Annotated in this window: 13 protein-coding genes; 9 read left to right on the top strand and 4 right to left on the bottom strand. The window is 65.4% G+C overall.

The window, feature by feature from the left end:
* The first annotated feature begins 36 nt into the window (after nt 1-36).
* The 5 genes from E0T84_RS12825 to E0T84_RS12845 all read left to right on the top strand — a co-directional run bounded on the left by E0T84_RS12825 (nt 37) and on the right by E0T84_RS12845 (nt 6,449).
* On the top strand, nt 37-1,152 hold the full coding sequence (locus E0T84_RS12825; protein ID WP_138744627.1) for a hypothetical protein: 1,116 nt from the start codon (nt 37-39) through the stop codon (nt 1,150-1,152).
* A 7-nt stretch (nt 1,153-1,159) separates the two neighbouring features.
* Nucleotides 1,160-2,149 carry a TIGR03617 family F420-dependent LLM class oxidoreductase gene (locus E0T84_RS12830; RefSeq protein WP_075910454.1) on the top strand — a complete coding sequence of 330 codons (990 nt, stop codon included), beginning with the start codon at nt 1,160-1,162 and terminating at the stop codon, nt 2,147-2,149.
* A gap of 4 nt (nt 2,150-2,153) precedes the next feature.
* Nucleotides 2,154-4,532 (top strand): PEP/pyruvate-binding domain-containing protein, encoded by a 2,379-nt coding sequence (locus E0T84_RS12835; protein WP_138744628.1) that lies wholly within the window; start codon nt 2,154-2,156, stop codon nt 4,530-4,532.
* Between the two features lie 92 nt (nt 4,533-4,624).
* Entirely contained in the window at nt 4,625-5,386 is a 762-nt protein-coding gene (locus E0T84_RS12840; RefSeq protein WP_070184922.1) for a DUF1906 domain-containing protein, read from the top strand.
* A 169-nt stretch (nt 5,387-5,555) separates the two neighbouring features.
* Nucleotides 5,556-6,449 (top strand): serine hydrolase, encoded by an 894-nt coding sequence (locus tag E0T84_RS12845; RefSeq protein WP_138744652.1) that lies wholly within the window; start codon nt 5,556-5,558, stop codon nt 6,447-6,449.
* Here the strand turns inward: E0T84_RS12845 and E0T84_RS12850 are convergent.
* A complete protein-coding gene (locus tag E0T84_RS12850; protein ID WP_256366535.1) occupies nt 6,446-7,192 on the bottom strand; it encodes an SDR family oxidoreductase in 747 nt (248 codons plus the stop codon). The genes E0T84_RS12845 and E0T84_RS12850 overlap by 4 nt on opposite strands.
* Before the next feature lie 115 nt (nt 7,193-7,307).
* On the opposite strand from E0T84_RS12850, the gene E0T84_RS12855 reads away from it, so the two are divergent.
* From E0T84_RS12855 to E0T84_RS12865, 3 genes are all read left to right on the top strand, one after another.
* Nucleotides 7,308-7,487 (top strand): FAD-dependent oxidoreductase, encoded by a 180-nt coding sequence (locus E0T84_RS12855; RefSeq protein ID WP_138744629.1) that lies wholly within the window; start codon nt 7,308-7,310, stop codon nt 7,485-7,487.
* A gap of 6 nt (nt 7,488-7,493) precedes the next feature.
* The gene (locus E0T84_RS12860; RefSeq protein WP_138744630.1) at nt 7,494-8,693 is read left to right on the top strand and encodes an NAD(P)/FAD-dependent oxidoreductase; all 1,200 of its coding nucleotides are present in this window, start codon (nt 7,494-7,496) and stop codon (nt 8,691-8,693) included.
* Nucleotides 8,694-8,835: 142 nt separating this feature from the next.
* On the top strand, nt 8,836-9,246 hold the full coding sequence (locus E0T84_RS12865) for a DUF4440 domain-containing protein (protein ID WP_249383628.1): 411 nt from the start codon (nt 8,836-8,838) through the stop codon (nt 9,244-9,246).
* 146 nt (nt 9,247-9,392) lie between these two features.
* On the opposite strand, the gene E0T84_RS12870 is transcribed toward E0T84_RS12865, so the two are convergent.
* Nucleotides 9,393-10,943, bottom strand: coding sequence for a serine/threonine-protein kinase (locus E0T84_RS12870; protein ID WP_138744632.1), 1,551 nt, complete (start codon nt 10,941-10,943; stop codon nt 9,393-9,395).
* 391 nt (nt 10,944-11,334) lie between these two features.
* Between E0T84_RS12870 and E0T84_RS32280 the strand changes: the two genes are divergently transcribed.
* Nucleotides 11,335-11,916 (top strand): peptidoglycan recognition family protein, encoded by a 582-nt coding sequence (locus E0T84_RS32280; protein WP_371725897.1) that lies wholly within the window; start codon nt 11,335-11,337, stop codon nt 11,914-11,916.
* Nucleotides 11,917-11,983: 67 nt separating this feature from the next.
* Here E0T84_RS32280 and E0T84_RS12880 read toward each other — a convergent pair whose 3' ends face one another.
* Both E0T84_RS12880 and E0T84_RS12885 read right to left on the bottom strand, forming a co-directional pair.
* Nucleotides 11,984-12,445, bottom strand: a complete 462-nt coding sequence (locus E0T84_RS12880; protein ID WP_171055009.1) for an LppA family lipoprotein — start codon at nt 12,443-12,445, stop codon at nt 11,984-11,986.
* A gap of 163 nt (nt 12,446-12,608) precedes the next feature.
* Complete coding sequence (locus E0T84_RS12885; RefSeq protein WP_171055010.1) at nt 12,609-15,638, bottom strand: replicative DNA helicase; 3,030 nt, start codon at nt 15,636-15,638, stop codon at nt 12,609-12,611.
* Between the last annotated feature and the right edge of the window lie 182 nt (nt 15,639-15,820).

The following is a 15,820-nucleotide window of genomic DNA, read 5'->3' on the forward strand; positions in this document are numbered from 1 at the left end:
TCCGATACAATGCACATCGTATCTTATGGAGAGCTTGTGAATCTGAGCCCGCTCGACGAATTCCCGGTCCATCAGGTGCCGGCGCCGATCACCTCGCCCGCCACATCGGACCGCAATTTCTACGATCGGTCGTACTTCAACGTGCTCGACCGTGCCGGCAACTTCATGGCGCTCACCGGGATCGGCTACTACCCCCGCTTGGGCGTGAAAGACGCATACTTCGTCATCCGGCGCGGTGAAACGCAGACGGCCGTGCACTTCAGCGACGCGATCGACGACGACCGGCTGAACCAGAACGTCAACGGCTATCGCCTCGACGTCGTCGAGCCCCTGCAGCAGCTGCACCTCACGGTGGCCGAAACCGAGGGCATCTCCGCGGATCTGACGTGGCGCGGGCTGTTCCCCGCCGCACTGGAACGCCCCCACGAGATGCTGACCGAGCGGCGCGTGACGCTGCAGGCGTGCCGCTTTGCCCAGGTCGGCGCCTGGGACGGCTGGATCGAGGTGGACGGCGACCGGTTGACGGTCGACGCGACCACCAGCGTCGGCAGCCGTGACCGGTCCTGGGGCATCCGGCCCATCGGTGAACCGGAACCCGCGGGCCGCCCCGATGCGGCCTTCGGCGGGATGTGGTGGCTCTACCTGCCGTTGGCCTTCGACGACTACCAGCTGTTCCTGATCCTGCAGGAGGATCCGGACGGGCACCGCAGCCTCTACGACTGCACCCGGCGCTGGCGGGACGGCAGGGTGGAACAGCTCGACGGGGTGCGGGCCACGATCCACTACACGCCGGGGACCCGCATCCCCCACGGCGCTCACGTCGAATTCATGAACCGCAGCGGGGACCGGATCCAGATCGACGTCGAGTCGAAGCTGTTCGCGCCCATCGCTTTCGGATCCGGCTACGGCGGAGATTCGTCCTGGGCGCACGGCACCTGGAAAGACGGCCCGTTCAGCGAACGGGTCGACTTCGACCTGACCGACCCCGCGGTGATGGCCCGCGCGCCGTTCAGCCTGATCGACCATGTCGGCAAGGCGGTGTGCATCGAGGCCGACGGCAGCCGCAGTGAGGGGGCCGGACTGTTCGAGCACGGCATCATCGGCCCGCACCATCCGTCGGGCTTCTCCGACTGGACCGACGTGGCGGGATAGGCAGCAGATGAAGATCATGACGGCACTGTTCGGACCGACCGATGCGGTCGACCGCGCAGCCCTGCTCAAAGAAGCCGGCGCGTCGGGTGTGTTCACCTTCGAGGGGCCCTTCGACGTGTTCACACCGCTGGTGCTGGCATCCTCGATCAAAGGCCTCGACATCATGTCGAACGTAGCGATCGCGTTCCCCCGCAACCCGATTCAGCTTGCCCATCAAGCCAACGACCTCCAACTCCTCTCGGAGGGGCGCTTCATCCTGGGGCTGGGCACGCAGGTACGCGCACAGATCGAGAAGCGCTACGGCGTCGAATTCGACCGTCCGGTAGCGCGCATGACGGAGATGGTCGGGGCGCTGCGGGCGATCTTCGCCTCGTGGAACGAGGACGAGCGGCTCGACTTCCGCGGCGAGTACTACCGCCACACCCTGATGACACCGACGTTCAAACCCGGGCCCAACCCGTTCGGTCCTCCGCCGATCTATCTGGGGGCGCTCGGTCCACGCCTGACCCGGGCCACCGCCGAAGTTGCCGACGGCCTCCTGGTGATGCCGTTCGGCTCGAAACGGTTCCTGCACGAGACGACGATGCCCGCGGTGCGGGAAGGGCTGGCCGCGGCGGGTCGCAGCGAGGACGGCTTCGAGGTGGTGCCCGAGATCATCGTGTCGGTCGGCACCGGACGCGAGGACGACCACTTCTCGACCCGAATGCTGTTGGCGTTCTACGGTTCCACCCCCGCCTACCGGCCTGTACTCGAGGCGCACGGGTGGGGCGATCTGCAGCCCGAGCTCAATGTGATGTCCAAGCAGGGCCGCTGGCAGGAGATGGCCGGCCTGATCGACGACGAGATGCTGCACACGATTGCCGCCTGCGGCACGCCCGGCGAGATCGCCGCACACATCCGTGATCGTGTCGAGGGGGTGTCGGACCGGATCTGTCTGTACCAGCCGGGCCCGATCGCCGTCGAGGCGCTCGCCGAGATCGTGGATGCGCTGGGTTGACGATATGACCGCTACACCAATCGAATTCGACTCCATCACCGACGACCGCTTCGGCGGTAAGGCAGCCGGCCTTGCCGAGCTGCGTCGGCTCGGGCTGTCTGTCCCGGTGGGATTCGTGATCGCCGATGCCTCCGCACAAGGTGCCCTCGATGATGCCGTGGACCGGTTCTCCCAAATGGCTGCGGCCGGCGCCACCCCGGTGGCCGTTCGATCCTCGGCGGTGGGGGAAGACGGCGATGACCAGTCCTTCGCCGGGCAATACGACACGGTGCTCGGCGTCGACTCCGTCGACGGCTTCATGTCCGCCGTCCGCCAATGCGCCAACTCCGTGGACTCCCAACGCGCCTCGTCCTACAGCGGACAATCCAGGGCCACCATGAACGTCGTCGTCCAGCAGATGGTCGACGCGCGCGCCGCCGGGGTGGTGTTCACGGCGGACCCCACGACGGGCCGGCGCGACCTGATGGTGATCGATGCCATCGCCGGTCTGGGCGAGGCACTCGTGGACGGTTCAGCCTCCCCTGACCACATCATCCTCAACTCCGACGGCTCGACCGCGGTACGCGAAGTCGGCCCGGAACCCGTCCTCACGACGGCGGATGTCAGCGAGATTCGGGCCGGCGCCCTGCTCGCCGCGCGTCATTGGGACAAGCCAATGGATCTCGAATGGGCGATCGACCGATCCGGCACACTCTGGTGGCTTCAGGCCCGGCCGATCACCACCCTGCCCGGTGATCTCAATGAAATGGACTCACCGGTGGCCGGTGAGACGCACGTCTACACCCGCTGCAACATCGGCGAGATGATGCCGGGGGCGTTCTGCCCGCTCACCGCGGCGGTGTCCGGGTACGCCATCGACTACGCGATGCAGACGACACAGGTGGTGGCGCGCGCTCAGCCACGCTACGAAAAGCCTTGGCTTCAGGTCGGTTACTTCTACGGACACATGTTCCTGAACCTCACCGAGGGAACCGCCTTGAGTTCGGGCATCCTCGGCAATTCGCGCGAACAGTTCTCGATGTCGATCTGTGGGCGAGTGGTCGACGAACTGGAGGCCAAACCGCCACAGCCGTTCGCCCGAAGGCTCGTCAACACCGTCCGGCTGACCTCTCATGCGCTGTCCGCCGGTCCGGCGATCCGACGGCTCAAGGACCAGATAGCCGGCTTCAGCATCCCGACCAGTCGCGACGCACGAAGTGTCCTGCGAGAGCTGGAGGCGGGCGTGGATCTCTACTGCGACGTCACGCTGACCCACGTGCGCTCGTCGTCGCGGGCCGCGGTGGCCGCCAATATTCTCGAGAGCACGCTGGTCCGTCAGGCACTCAAGAACGGGCGCTCCGAGGAGGACGGCCAGGCCGAGGCGATGCGACTCATGGCCGGGGCAACCGACGTCGAGAGCGCGATGATGCTCGACCAACTCCAGTCGGTGGTCCGCGCCCTGGCCGCTGACCCGCTGGCCGCGGAACGGTTTCTGTCCGGCACACCGGAGGAAGCGGTCACCGAGCTGCGCGACGCCGCAAACTCCGGCGGCGAGGCGTTGCGCCAGTTCCTGATTCGGCACGGTCACCGCGGATACCGGGAACTGTGCATGCGTGATCCCTCCTGGGCCCAGGATCCGGGCGGCCTGGGAGCCATGATGCAGGTGATGCTGCAGGCGGCCCTCGACTCCGCCGACAGTGCTCCGATCCACCGCCACACCGAGAAGCCCACGTCCCGGGCCATCAGGTTGCTGGCCCGACTCGCCCAAGGGGGCGCCCGCGGACGCGAAGAGACGAAATCCAAGATGGCGCTGATGGCGCACGCGCTCAAGCGGGGGTACCGCCATCTGGGCGAGGTGCTGGCCGAATCGGGTCGGCTCCCCGATGCCGACCTGGTCTTCTTCTTCGACCGCGAAGAACTGTCCCACGTCGTCAGCGATGAGGACATCACCGACCTGACAACCCGCGCACTGGCGCGCCGAGAGGCCCTGGCGTTTCAGGATTCCCTCGAATTCGACGACGTCTCCGTGGGCCGGCCCACCCCCGTCGTCGCGCCAACCCCCGCCACGCTCGCCGCCAACCAGATCGTCGGCCGGCCGGCCAGCCGTGGCTGCGTGGAAGGCACCGTGCGCGTGGCGAAGTCGGTCACGGATGCCCGTCACGTCCAACGTGGCGAGATCCTGGTCGCGCCCGTCACCGACGTGGGGTGGACACCGTACTTCACCGTGATCGCCGCGCTCGTCACCGACATCGGCAGCTCGGTGTCGCACGGCGCCGTGGTGGCGCGCGAATACGGACTGCCCTGTGTCGTGAACACGTTGGTGGGCACCCAAGTTCTCCAGACCGGGGACCGGGTGCGGGTGGACGGTGACCGAGGGGTGGTGACCCGGATCGACCAGCCGTGAGCGCGCCGGAGACAGATAACCGATCGAAAACAACCCGGCATCCCTCAGCGCGCTCACTCTGGCAACAGCCGTCACTTTGTTAACATCGCGCCGTGCAGGTTTCCCGGCGTGACGCGCTGCGCTATGCCGCCGCGGTCTCGGCGGCGGCCGGACTGGGTGCTGCGATCGGCGCGCCTCCGGCGTCCGCCGCCGCTCCCACCCTGATCGACTTCGCCATGCGCCAGATACCGGCGCAGGACATCCGGGCCGCGGGCCACTCCGGAGTGATCAACTACGTCTCGACGTCACGTCCCGGATCATCCTTCGGCGCCAAGCCGATCACCTTGCCCTACGCCCGGCAACTCACCGCCTCCGGACTCGTGATCGTGAGCAACTTCCAGTACGGCAAGCCCGGCGGGACGGCACCGTCGGACTTCACCCGCGGGTACCCCGGCGGCGTCGCCGACGCACGCACCGCCTGGAGCCTGCACACCGCAGCGGGTGGCGGACGCAGCGCACCGATCTTCTTCAGCGTCGACGACGACATCGACCGCAACACCTGGAACACCGTCGCCCTACCGTGGTTTCGCGGGATCAACTCGGTGCTCGGAGTGCAACGCACCGGCATCTACGCGGGCATCAACCCATGCCAGTGGGCCATCGCCGACGGTGTGATCGGGAAGTCGGGCACACCCGGAAAAGCGTGGGCCTGGCAGACCCGGTCTTGGTCCGGCGGCAAGGTCCACCCCGCCGCAGTCCTCTACCAGCGAGTCATCGACACCGCCTCGAATCCGGGCCCGGTAGTCGGCGGTCTCCGCGTCGATGTCAACGACGCCCTGGCCGGCGACGTCGGCCAATGGAACCTGCATCCGTGAGCCGGCGGCCATGACCGCCGAGGACCAATGCGCGCTCGACGAGATCCAATGGGCGGCCCGTTAAGCTGGGACAACCCCGTGAGCGGCGCAAGGTCGATTTCAGCTCACCTGGCTCGGGATCTTTGGAGGACTTGTGCGGCGGCAGCGGTCGAAGTGGGCGATGACGGGCATGGCAGTGCTGGGCGTGGCAATGCTCGTCACTGGCTGCGAGGCCCAGGTCTGGGGTATGCCACCGGAAGGTGAGAACGCCCCCTTGGCAACAGCTGTCGCTCCTCAGGCTCCGGTCACCGTGCCGCCGCAGGCTCCCATCGACCAGCCCCTGGCGCCACTGGCGGGGCTCGAGGCCCGCACCCGGCAAGCCACCGCCGATGCCGCCAGCTCCGGGGCCAACATCAAGGTCGCATTCCTTGACCGGAACACCGGCCAGGTCATTGCCAACAACGCCAACCAACCGTTCCCGATCGCCTCGGTGGTGAAGCTGTTCATCGCCGACGACCTGTTGTTGCAGGTATCGAAGGGCGAGACCAAACTGACTGACGCCGATCGCAACTCGCTCGACGTCATGCTGCGCTCCTCCGATGACGGTGCAGCCCAGACCTTCTGGGACCGCAGCGGCGGAAACGCCATCATCTCGCGCGTCGTGGCGCGCTACGGGTTGTCGGGTACCACTGCGCCCTACAACGGACACTGGGACGTCACGCAGAGCACCGCAAGCGATCTCGTCCGTTACTACAACATGCTGTTGGACGGTAGTGGCGGGCTGCCCGCCGAACAGGCCAACGTGATCATGAGCAACCTTGCGCAATCCACACCGACCGGGACCGATGGCTACCCGCAACGCTTCGGCATCCCAGAAGGGCTCTACGCCGAGCCCGTTGCGGTCAAACAAGGCTGGTTCTGCTGTTGGAACGGCCCCAACCAGCTACACGTGTCCACCGGCGCGATCGGTGCCGACCACCGGTACGTCATGGCGATGAGCTCCCTGGAACCCGGCGATGCCGCCTCCGCCCGCAACACCATGACTCAGGTGGTCAAGACGATGTTCCCCGGCGGGCACGTCTAGCCCAGGTAATCCGCGCCGCCGACATAAGTGATGTCGCGATGGTCGGAATCCAATGCCGCTCGGGTGATTTCGGCCGCAAACTCCCCGACGGTCGGAAGTACCGCCTGTCTGCGGCGGGCCTCGACCGCATCGGGGTCGCGCCGCTGCAGCAACCGCACGATGATGGTCCCGTCGATCATGTCGCCAGAAACCACCTTGAGCGCAATTCCATGCTCGGCAAGAGCCGGTTTCGTGGCGAGCAACGCGTCCTCGCCGGCACGCTTGCTTTGAGCGATGGGTTCGTAGCCTTCAGGCACCGGCCTTGCCGGATAGAAGTGCGCTTGATGGCTGGTGACGAACACAATTCGCGCACCTGGCGGCATGAGTGGGAGTGCCAGCTCGGCGAGCTGCCGTTGCGCGTCCCGGTTGAGACGCATGGCATAACCTGGATCGGCTCCGCGCTCTAGACCGCCGGAGGCGTTGAGTACCAACACATCGAGCGCGCCGAATCGCTCACCTATGTCGGCCATCAGCGCCCTGACCGCCGCATCGTCACAGACGTCAGCGCCGACGGCCGACGCCTGTCCGCCCGCCGCGCGAATCTCGTCAACCACACCATTCGCCCGAGCGGCTTTCTCACGGTAGTTCACCAGGACGTGGAGTCCGGCCGCACCGAGCATCCGAGCCACCCCAGCCCCGATACCGCGGGACGACCCGGTGACGAGCGCGACGCCGCCGTCCGTTCCTGCACCTCGTCCGATCACCCGATACCCTCCTCACAATCGAAGCCTTAGACTTTACTTAGTTTGGTCTTATTTTTCTTAATCTAGTGCTAGCGTCGGCGGCATCGCTCAGTTCGACACGCAGGGAGGCGTGCACATGGCTGACCACTGCGTTGTCCTCGGCGCAGGCATCGCCGGGCTACTTGCCGCGGCCGCGCTCGCCGAGGCCGGCCACAACGTCACGGTTGTGGAACGCGATCGGTTGCCGGACAAGCCATCCCAGCGCCGCGGAGTCCCACAGGGGCCGCACCTGCACAGCCTGCTGTCCCGGGGTTAGCAGACCATGGAGCAACTGGTCCCAGGCCTGATCGACGACGTGATCGCTGCGGGCGGCCACGCCCTCGACGGCCCCCGCCTCGGTGAGCGCATGCACATCCGGAACGGCCCATACGCCTTCAATCGCACCGACCCGGTGGCCGATCCTGCCGCATTGGCAAGCTACCTGGTGACGCGACCGCTACTGGAATTCGCGCTGCGTGCCAGGGTGGCGGCCCGGCCGAACGTCACGATGAAAGACGGTCACGACACCGGCGAACTTGTTGCCGGCCAGCCTGATCGGATCACCGGTGTCACAATCCACGACCGGCGGACCGGGGCAGTCGAGGCGCTGCACGCCGATCTCATCGTCGACGCCACCGGGCGCGCGACACGCACTCCGATGCTCTTGGAAACGCTCGGCTACGAGCGGCCACCGAAGCGAACGTTCACCGTGCACGGCATGTACTACAGCCAGCTGATCGCCATCCCCGACCAGGACGTCTTCCCTGAACGCCTGGTCCTGGTCGTCCCGTCAGGCGGCGGCGGGCGCGGTAAGCTGGCCGCCGGCGAACACGGCACCTGGACGTTGACCATCGCAACACACACCGGCGCGCACCCGACACCGCCGACAACGCTCGACGAAATGATCGCCCTGGCCGAGGAATTCGCGCCTCCACACATCCAACCGGCACTTCGCAAGGCCGTGCCACTCTCAGATGTCGCGGTCTACCGCTACCCCGGCGGCACCTGGCATCGCTACGACCACTGCGCCCGGCACCCTGACGGCCTACTCGTGATCGGTGACGCGCTGTGCTGCCTCGACCCTCTCCAGGGGCAAGGGGTCACCATGGCCGCACGACACGCGCACGCGCTACACACCCACCTCCGCGACCACGGAGCCATTGACCCGCAAAAGTTTTACCAGTCGCTGGCACACATGATCGCTCCGGTGTGGGCGGCCAACCAGCCCGACGAGCACACAACCCGGCGAGGGGCGACGGAGAAGATCCGCCACCATGTTCTGCAGTGGGGACGCCGCAAGATTCTCGAAGCCGCCGACGACATCGTCGTCACCGAGCGCCTCGTCCGCGTCGTGAACATGGTCGACCCACCGCAGCGCCTCCTGGAACCCCGCCTCCTTGCCCGGGTCGCCGTCCACCATCTCCGCAGAACTTTGCGCTTCCCAGTATCCGGACCGTGCTTGAAGACAAACGCCCAGGCTTGACGATTCACCGCGCGGCGAGGTCGTTCGTCGACTCGAAGCACTGATCGACGTCCCGGAGTTGGGCGGTCGCGCCAAAGCAGCTCATTGACCTCAAGTGTGCTTACGGTTATACGTTGCAACGATGACGACTCAACGTCCGCACGTGGATAGGCCAACCGCCGACGGCGCACGAGCGGTGCGAGATCTGATCGAACATCTTCAACGTGGCGGCGATACCGGAGACGCCGACGTGTATGACAGCATGTTCGCCGCGGACATCCTATGGGGCACCCCGAAAGGCATGGTGCTCAAGGGCTATTCGAATCTCAACCCGATCCATCATCGGATGATGAGCGGACCCCCGGTGGTGCCGGCTTCACGCTTTGAACTCGCGCAGGCGGTCTGCCCGGCACCGGGAGTGGTGGTGGCGCAGATTCGCCGCAGTGCGCTGCAGGGTGGATTCAGTGAGATGGCGATGTATGTCTTGGTCCAGCGGGGCGAGACATGGTGGGTGGCGGCGGCGCAGAACACGCCCGTGGTGGATGCCCTGCCTTCAGTGTCGCCACCGAACTGATTCCCGGCGGCCGTGTTTCAGTGTTGATGCAGTCAGCCGTGATCAGGGAAGTATTCCGGGGCTCCGACCCATTTCAAGTGTGGGACAAGCTGCGGCCCGCGCTGCTGGAAGCAATCTGCGGCCCTATCATCCTGCGCCATTGCGATTCAGCAACGGAATGGAGCTCCGGGGTCGGTGACGTAATCCAGCACCTTCCCATAGGCGTCGCCACCGTAGGCTCGCACTTTGGCGCACATCTGGCCTTGAGTAGTTCCGCCGGGCACGAACACCGCGTATATCGGGTTTCCGTCTTCCGTGGCGGCCCGCAATGAAGGACACGTTTGGTCGGTGCGGAGGTAGAAGGCACCTGGGTGGGCGTCCAAAAGACGTTGTACCCCCGCCTCATATAGGCCGGGGGTGGTGACTGAGCCCAAGATGACGATGTATTGGCCGTTGCAGGTTGGGCGGCTCATCGGCTGTTGCAAGCCCAAATCGCCCGACGGGGCTGGCGCTGCTGGCGGCGCGGTGCGCTTCGGCGGTGCTGGAGCGGGGGCGGGTTGCGTCACGGTCCTGGGCGGCGCGGTCTGGGTGACGGTGCGTGGCGGAGCTTGTGTGCCGATGGTTTCCGGCCATGGTGAGGCCGTCGGTTGAGGTTCTGGGGCGGGCGGAGACGGCTGGCCCAATCGGGCACCGAGAAACGCAACTAGCCCGACGGCCAGCAATCCGGCAGCGACGGCTGCCGCTATCAGCGGCCATCGCCGCGATGACCGCTCCTGGCGCACAACTGGTTCGGGAGCCGCAGACGTCGGGAACGCATACATAGTGGGAGCGGACGATGCCGGGACACCGAGCTGGGTGGCATCGCCAGAGCCAGCGACGCGGGTCCCTCGCTGGGTGAGTGCAGCGGCGAAAGCCCGGCAGGTATCGAACCGTTGGTGTGGTTCTTTAGCCATCGCTTTGCCGAGCACTTCGTCGATATCACCGAGGTCGGCGCGAATGGAGGCCAACCGCGGAGGTGGTGAGGACAGATGATTGCCGATCACCACCGCCGGGTTGGAGTTGGAAAACGGCGGGGTGCCAGTCAGAAGGTGAAACGCTGTCGCAGCCAAGGCGTATTGGTCTGCATGGCCATCCAGCGGCTGACCGGTGAGCTGTTCAGGTGCGGCGTAGGCGACTGAGCCCACCGTCACATTAGTGGCGGTCAATCCGCCACTGTCGAAGGTGTCACGGGCAATACCAAAGTCGGCCAACAGGATTCGCCGATCTTCTTGGCGCTTGTCGCTGAGCAGAATGTTGGCCGGCTTGACGTCGCGATGCAGCAGGTAACGTTCGTGGGCGTAATCGAGTGCCTCGGCGATCGCCGAAACGATTTCGAACACTTCAACGGGCGGCATACCGTGTGGGTAGCGGTTCCGCAGAAGCTGAGCGGCGTCTTTACCGTCGACATAGTCCATCGTGATCCACAGTTGGCCATCGTCCTCACCGCGGTCGTGGACGGCCACGATGTGCGGGTGCCATAACGTCGCGGCGATGTCGGCCTCGCGAGCGAACCGGGCACGAAACTGCGGGTCCGCGCTGACTGCCGATGGCAGAATCTTCAGCGCCTCCTGACGGGGCAGCCGTGGGTGTTGCACGAGATAGACCTCGCCCATTCCCCCGGTTCCCAGCAATCGCAGAATGCGGTAGCCGGCGAACACCTGCCCTTCGCCAATCGACATGGGCGCATATTACCCAGCGGCACCGAGTTGATCAGGCCTTTTACGGCCCATCATCGTGCGTGAATCCCTCCGCGCCGGATCTCGGCCAGTTTTGCCAACGAGCCCCTGGCGTGCTGAGTTGCTGCGTATCGTAACGGCGATGGAGATACAGCCCAGTCGCGGAGACGGGCCGCGGCTTGATCCGCTGAGTCGGCGACGGCTGCTCCAGCTCAGTGGCAGCCTCGGATTGGCCGCAACACTGGGTGCTTGCGCCGGTAAAACCGGATCGACTTCGGCGCCCGCAGCGTCGCCGACACACACGACGCCGGCCCTACCTCCGGAACCGATCGCGGTCAGTCCGCTACCACTGGAACCTGGCCCACCCACCGCGACGACGGCCGGCGCACAGCCGATGGTGGAGATCTGCCGTCAAGCCTGGGGCGCGGCACCCGCCAGGACCGGTGGACGCCCGCACACCATTACCCGAATGACGCTGCACCACACCGCCGTTGTCCTCGGCGACAACCGCAATGCCCCCAGCAGATTACGCCAGCATCAGCAGTACCACCAGAACGATCGGGGATGGATCGACATCGCTTACCACGTCGGCGTTGACCGCAACGGCAACATCTACGAGCTACGCAGCCCGGAGCTCGCTGGCGATACCGCAACCAACTACGACCCCGCTGGACACTTCCTGGTCCTCTGCGAGGGCGACTTCGACCAGGAAACCGCCACCGAAGCCCAACTCAACGGTGCAGCAACGGCATTCGCCTGGGCTGCCCAACAGTTCCACCTGGCCAGCGGCACCCTCGGTGGGCACCGCGACTTCGCCGACACCGCCTGCCCTGGCGCCAACCTCTACTCCCACCTCACCTCAGGGGACCTGCATACACGTATTGATGCCCTCCTCGCCGCCGGGCCTGTCGACCTGCAGCGCTTGTGCGGAGAAGAGGCCGCTACCAAGGTCGCTGCTATCGAGGCGGGCCAGTGACAGAGCAGATAGGCGCCAGCACCAATTTGGTGAGGCGTCATGCGCACTGCAAACGATATCAAGGCCGCTACTCGTATTTGCTTGGCAGTCTGCAGCCGGTGCTGCCGGTGATCAGAGCTGCGGCTTGGCATCCGAAGCGCAGCGTTGTCCCTGTCGTGCTGGTGAATTCCATGTCGTGATTGCTGGGTTGGTCTTTGAACACGGTGAGCTCAGTTGTGCCTAACGTAGAAGCGGTTTGGTGGGCCAGGTCGACGGCCTGCTTCCAGTTCTGTTCAGGAATGGGCGTGTCCGACACGTACTTTCGTAGCAATATTTCTGCGCCATCGGACTGTTCGTAGGGAGGCTTGCATCCCGTGCGGCTGTCCTCGCGCCGCCATTCCCATGTCACAGACGGAGCGATGGCAGTGATCTGTCGCCCGAGCTTTTCAATGGCGGACTCGACTTGCGCGCGGGTCTCTTCTAGTGACGGCAAGGTTTTCAGCGCGTCTGCTGCTCGGCGGGAGTCGGTGGGCATATCTGGATGGCTCACGTGACATCCGGTCCCGAGTACCGCAACCAAGGCGAAGCACGTGATCGCGCTGAGTCGGCGGCGGGCCCTGCAGTTCAAGTTCATAGGCGCTGTGCTCACTTGTCCGGGATCGGCGTTGTGCCTACACGCAGGCTCAGGGCACACAAGTAGCGGCGGCTGTCGCTCAGCGCGCCATATTCGTGAACCGCGAGAAGTGAAGCTGGTGCGCCACAGTGATGTTCGCGGTCGGGCCGTTACGGTGCTTGCCGAGGATGATGTCGGCTTCGCCACCGCGCGGGTCTTCCCGGTCGATCGCGTCGGGGCGGTGCAGCAGCAGGACCATATCCGCATCCTGCTCGAGTGAGTTGTGCGCTGTAATACCTTGCGCCACAAAATTACTCGTACCTGGCACGGTTCCGTCATACACGTCGTGCTCACCAATGCTGGTGATCTCCACGATCTCATCCCAGAACACATCGTTGCGCGCCAGGTCGTGCAACTCGGGGTCGTCGAGTATGGCAGCCGCCTGGTGTAAGCGTGACCTGCTCGGTGCGTGCTTCCACATGGCGGAGCTGCCCTTGCGCACCAACGCTGACCTCACCTGCTGCCAAACTTCTTTCGGCACGGTGTCGAGATTCGGGTTGCGCTCGGCAGCTTCCAGCTGCCGCAACACCTCGCGCGCCTTGCTGCCGCGCTCTCCGTTCACACCGACGTGCGCCAGGAATCGGTGCTGGTTGTCCCCTCCGTAGATCAGCACATGCCAGCAATCGCGGTAGCCGACTTTCTTGGCGCACTTGATGCGCGAGTACACGCCGACCCGCAACAACAACTGGGCCACGTCGTCGGCGAGCTGCCGGCTCGTCGTGGCGTAGTAGATGCGCGCCTGCCGTGCCGTCGCATCCCAGCGCACGGACCCATCGGTGGCCCAGAGATGCCGCAAGAACAACGCCACCTGGTCATCGGGCAGCGCGAAAACCTCTTTGGGAACGAATTTCTCGTAGCTGCGCTTACCGAACAATCCGAGCTTGTCCAGCCACGCAGCGATCGGATTGCGCTTGCCGTGCGTCAAGCGGTACGGCGCCGGGAGCCGCATCGTCGTCACGCGGGCCGCCGGGTACTCGTCGCGCACCGCGGTCACTCCGAAGTGCCGGGCCGATATCTCCACCTCAAGCAGATTCACCTTGTCGACACTGGCGTAGCGGATCGGCTGGCGCTTGACGCACGACCCGTCACCGATCATGTGCGCCAACATAATCACCTCGGAGTCATGCAACCGCTCGGTCTGCACCGGCTCGGGAACCCGCCGCGGCGTCGCCAACCGGTCTCCAACTGCCAACTCACCCAACGGAACCCAGCCGTCCAACGTCATGAACGGATGATTGGCCGTGGCTTCCACCTCACGCCCCGAAGCCAGTCGGAGCTTGAACACCTCTTTGTGGCCGCTGTAGAACACGTTGGTCATGGGGCGCGCCACCATGCGCTTGCGTTCGTCGAGCGACCACACCAGTGGACGCTCCCCCGTCTCCATCAGCTCACCGAACGTCACCTCGGCGCCGTTATCGGCACGCAAGATTCGGGTGTTGGCCGTCATACAGCCGGACTCACGCAGGTCCGAGACCTGCGGACGCTTGTCGGTGCGTTGCTCAGGTCCGCGGTTCAGCTGGCTGATCGCGATCACCGGCACTTCGAGTTCCTTGGCCATCAGCTTGAGGCTGCGGGAGAAGTCCGAAACTTCCTGTTGGCGTGACTCGTACTTCTTGCCCGAACTCATCAGCTGCATGTAGTCGACGACCACAAGCTTGAGATCCGCCTTCTGGGCCAGCCGTCGGCCTTTGGCCCGGATCTCCATCATGGTGAGGTTCGGCGAGTCGTCGATGTAGAGGGGCGCCTCACTGATCTCGCTCATGCGGCGAGCCAGCTTGGTCCAGTCGTCATCGCTCATCCGGCCCGAACGCATATCGGCCAGTTTGATTTTCGCCTCGGCCGACAACAGCCGCATGACGATCTCGGACTTGCTCATTTCCAGCGAGAAGATGACGCTGGCCATCCGGTGCTTGATCGAGCAGGACCGCATGAAATCCAGGCCGAGGGTGGAGTTGTGCGTCGGCACCATGGCAGGACCCGCCAGGTACAGATGCGCGGCGTTGTCGACCTCCACGCACCGCACCGGCACGCTGGGCAGGCGGCGCACCGTCGTCACCTGGCATACCGGCGCCAGCACCGCGGCTCCCCCACCAGAGGTCGGTGCGGTAATCGTGTGCAGACCCGGGCGCAACTGAGCCGTGGTGCGGATACCGTCACCTGTCGGCCATTGATGCTGGGCATCGGCGACGATCACTGTGCGATCCGAGAATTCGACCTCGAAGCACGGGCGGCCGAGCATGACGTCGGTGGCTGCCACCACGCGCGTGGGTTCACCGTCGGCACCAATGAGATGGTCGCCCACGGCGACGTCACCCATCGTGGTCCAACCGTTCGGTGTCGGGAGCGGGGTATCGAGCGCGAGTGCCTTCCCGACGCCGGGTCGCGCCGCGATGATGATCATCTGCCCGGGGTGCAAGCCGTTGGTGATCTCGTCGAATTCGGTGAACCCGGTCGGTACACCGCGCGAGATACCGCCCTGCGAGGCGATCGCGTCGATCTCGTCCATGGTGGGCTGCAACAGATCTTCGAGGGCCACGAAGTCTTCTGAGGCGCGCCGCTCGGTGACGTCGTAGATCTCGGCCTGCGCCCGGTCGACCACATCGGTGACATCGGCACCGTCGGCCCCGGCGTAGCCGTATTGCACCACCCGGGTGCCGGCCTCCACCAACCGGCGCAACAGCGCCTTCTCGGCCACGATGCCGGCGTAGAAGCCGGCGTTGGCCGCCGTGGGCACGGTGGAGATCAGGGTGTGCAAATAGGGGGCTCCGCCGATGCGGCGCAGCAGCCCCCGGCGATCGAGCTCGGCGGCGACGGTGACCGCGTCGGCCGGTTCACCCCGGCCATAGAGATCGAGGATCGCGTCATAGACGTTCTGGTGGGCCGGGCGGTAAAAGTCGCCGGGACGCAAGCGCTCGAGTACATCGGCGATCGCGTCCTTGCTCAACAGCATGCCGCCGAGGACGGCCTGCTCGGCCGCCATGTCCTGCGGCGGCTGCCGGCCGAAGTCCTCCCCAGGCGGAGGACCATCCATCTCCGAATCTGGATGCCCCAGGTCGTCCACCACCGCCACGGACTCCCCACCCCCTTCCGAGACCCGCCTGACGACAGGCTCGAACGTTTATTCGAATCGGTACTGCAACTGTAAAACAGGGCTCCGACAAAGCTTCGTGACGGCGCTGCGACGCATCACGGTAGACGTTGCTGGCGCCGCCCGAAACCACCCCTGTTGATCAACCTGTGGATGGTATGGGG

The organism is Mycobacterium sp. DBP42 (assembly GCF_005924235.1).
In the GTDB taxonomy this organism is placed as follows: Bacteria; Actinomycetota; Actinomycetes; order Mycobacteriales; family Mycobacteriaceae; genus Mycobacterium; species Mycobacterium syngnathidarum.

Coding starts and splice junctions, on each gene's coding strand:
- E0T84_RS12830 (WP_075910454.1), top strand. CDS start 1,160: ATGAAGATCATGACGGCACTGTTCGGACCGACCGATGCGGTCGACCGC.
- E0T84_RS12835 (WP_138744628.1), top strand. CDS start 2,154: ATGACCGCTACACCAATCGAATTCGACTCCATCACCGACGACCGCTTC.
- E0T84_RS12845 (WP_138744652.1), top strand. CDS start 5,556: ATGGCAGTGCTGGGCGTGGCAATGCTCGTCACTGGCTGCGAGGCCCAG.
- E0T84_RS12855 (WP_138744629.1), top strand. CDS start 7,308: ATGGCTGACCACTGCGTTGTCCTCGGCGCAGGCATCGCCGGGCTACTT.
- E0T84_RS12860 (WP_138744630.1), top strand. CDS start 7,494: ATGGAGCAACTGGTCCCAGGCCTGATCGACGACGTGATCGCTGCGGGC.
- E0T84_RS12870 (WP_138744632.1), bottom strand. CDS start 10,943: ATGTCGATTGGCGAAGGGCAGGTGTTCGCCGGCTACCGCATTCTGCGA.
- E0T84_RS32280 (WP_371725897.1), top strand. CDS start 11,335: ATGGTGGAGATCTGCCGTCAAGCCTGGGGCGCGGCACCCGCCAGGACC.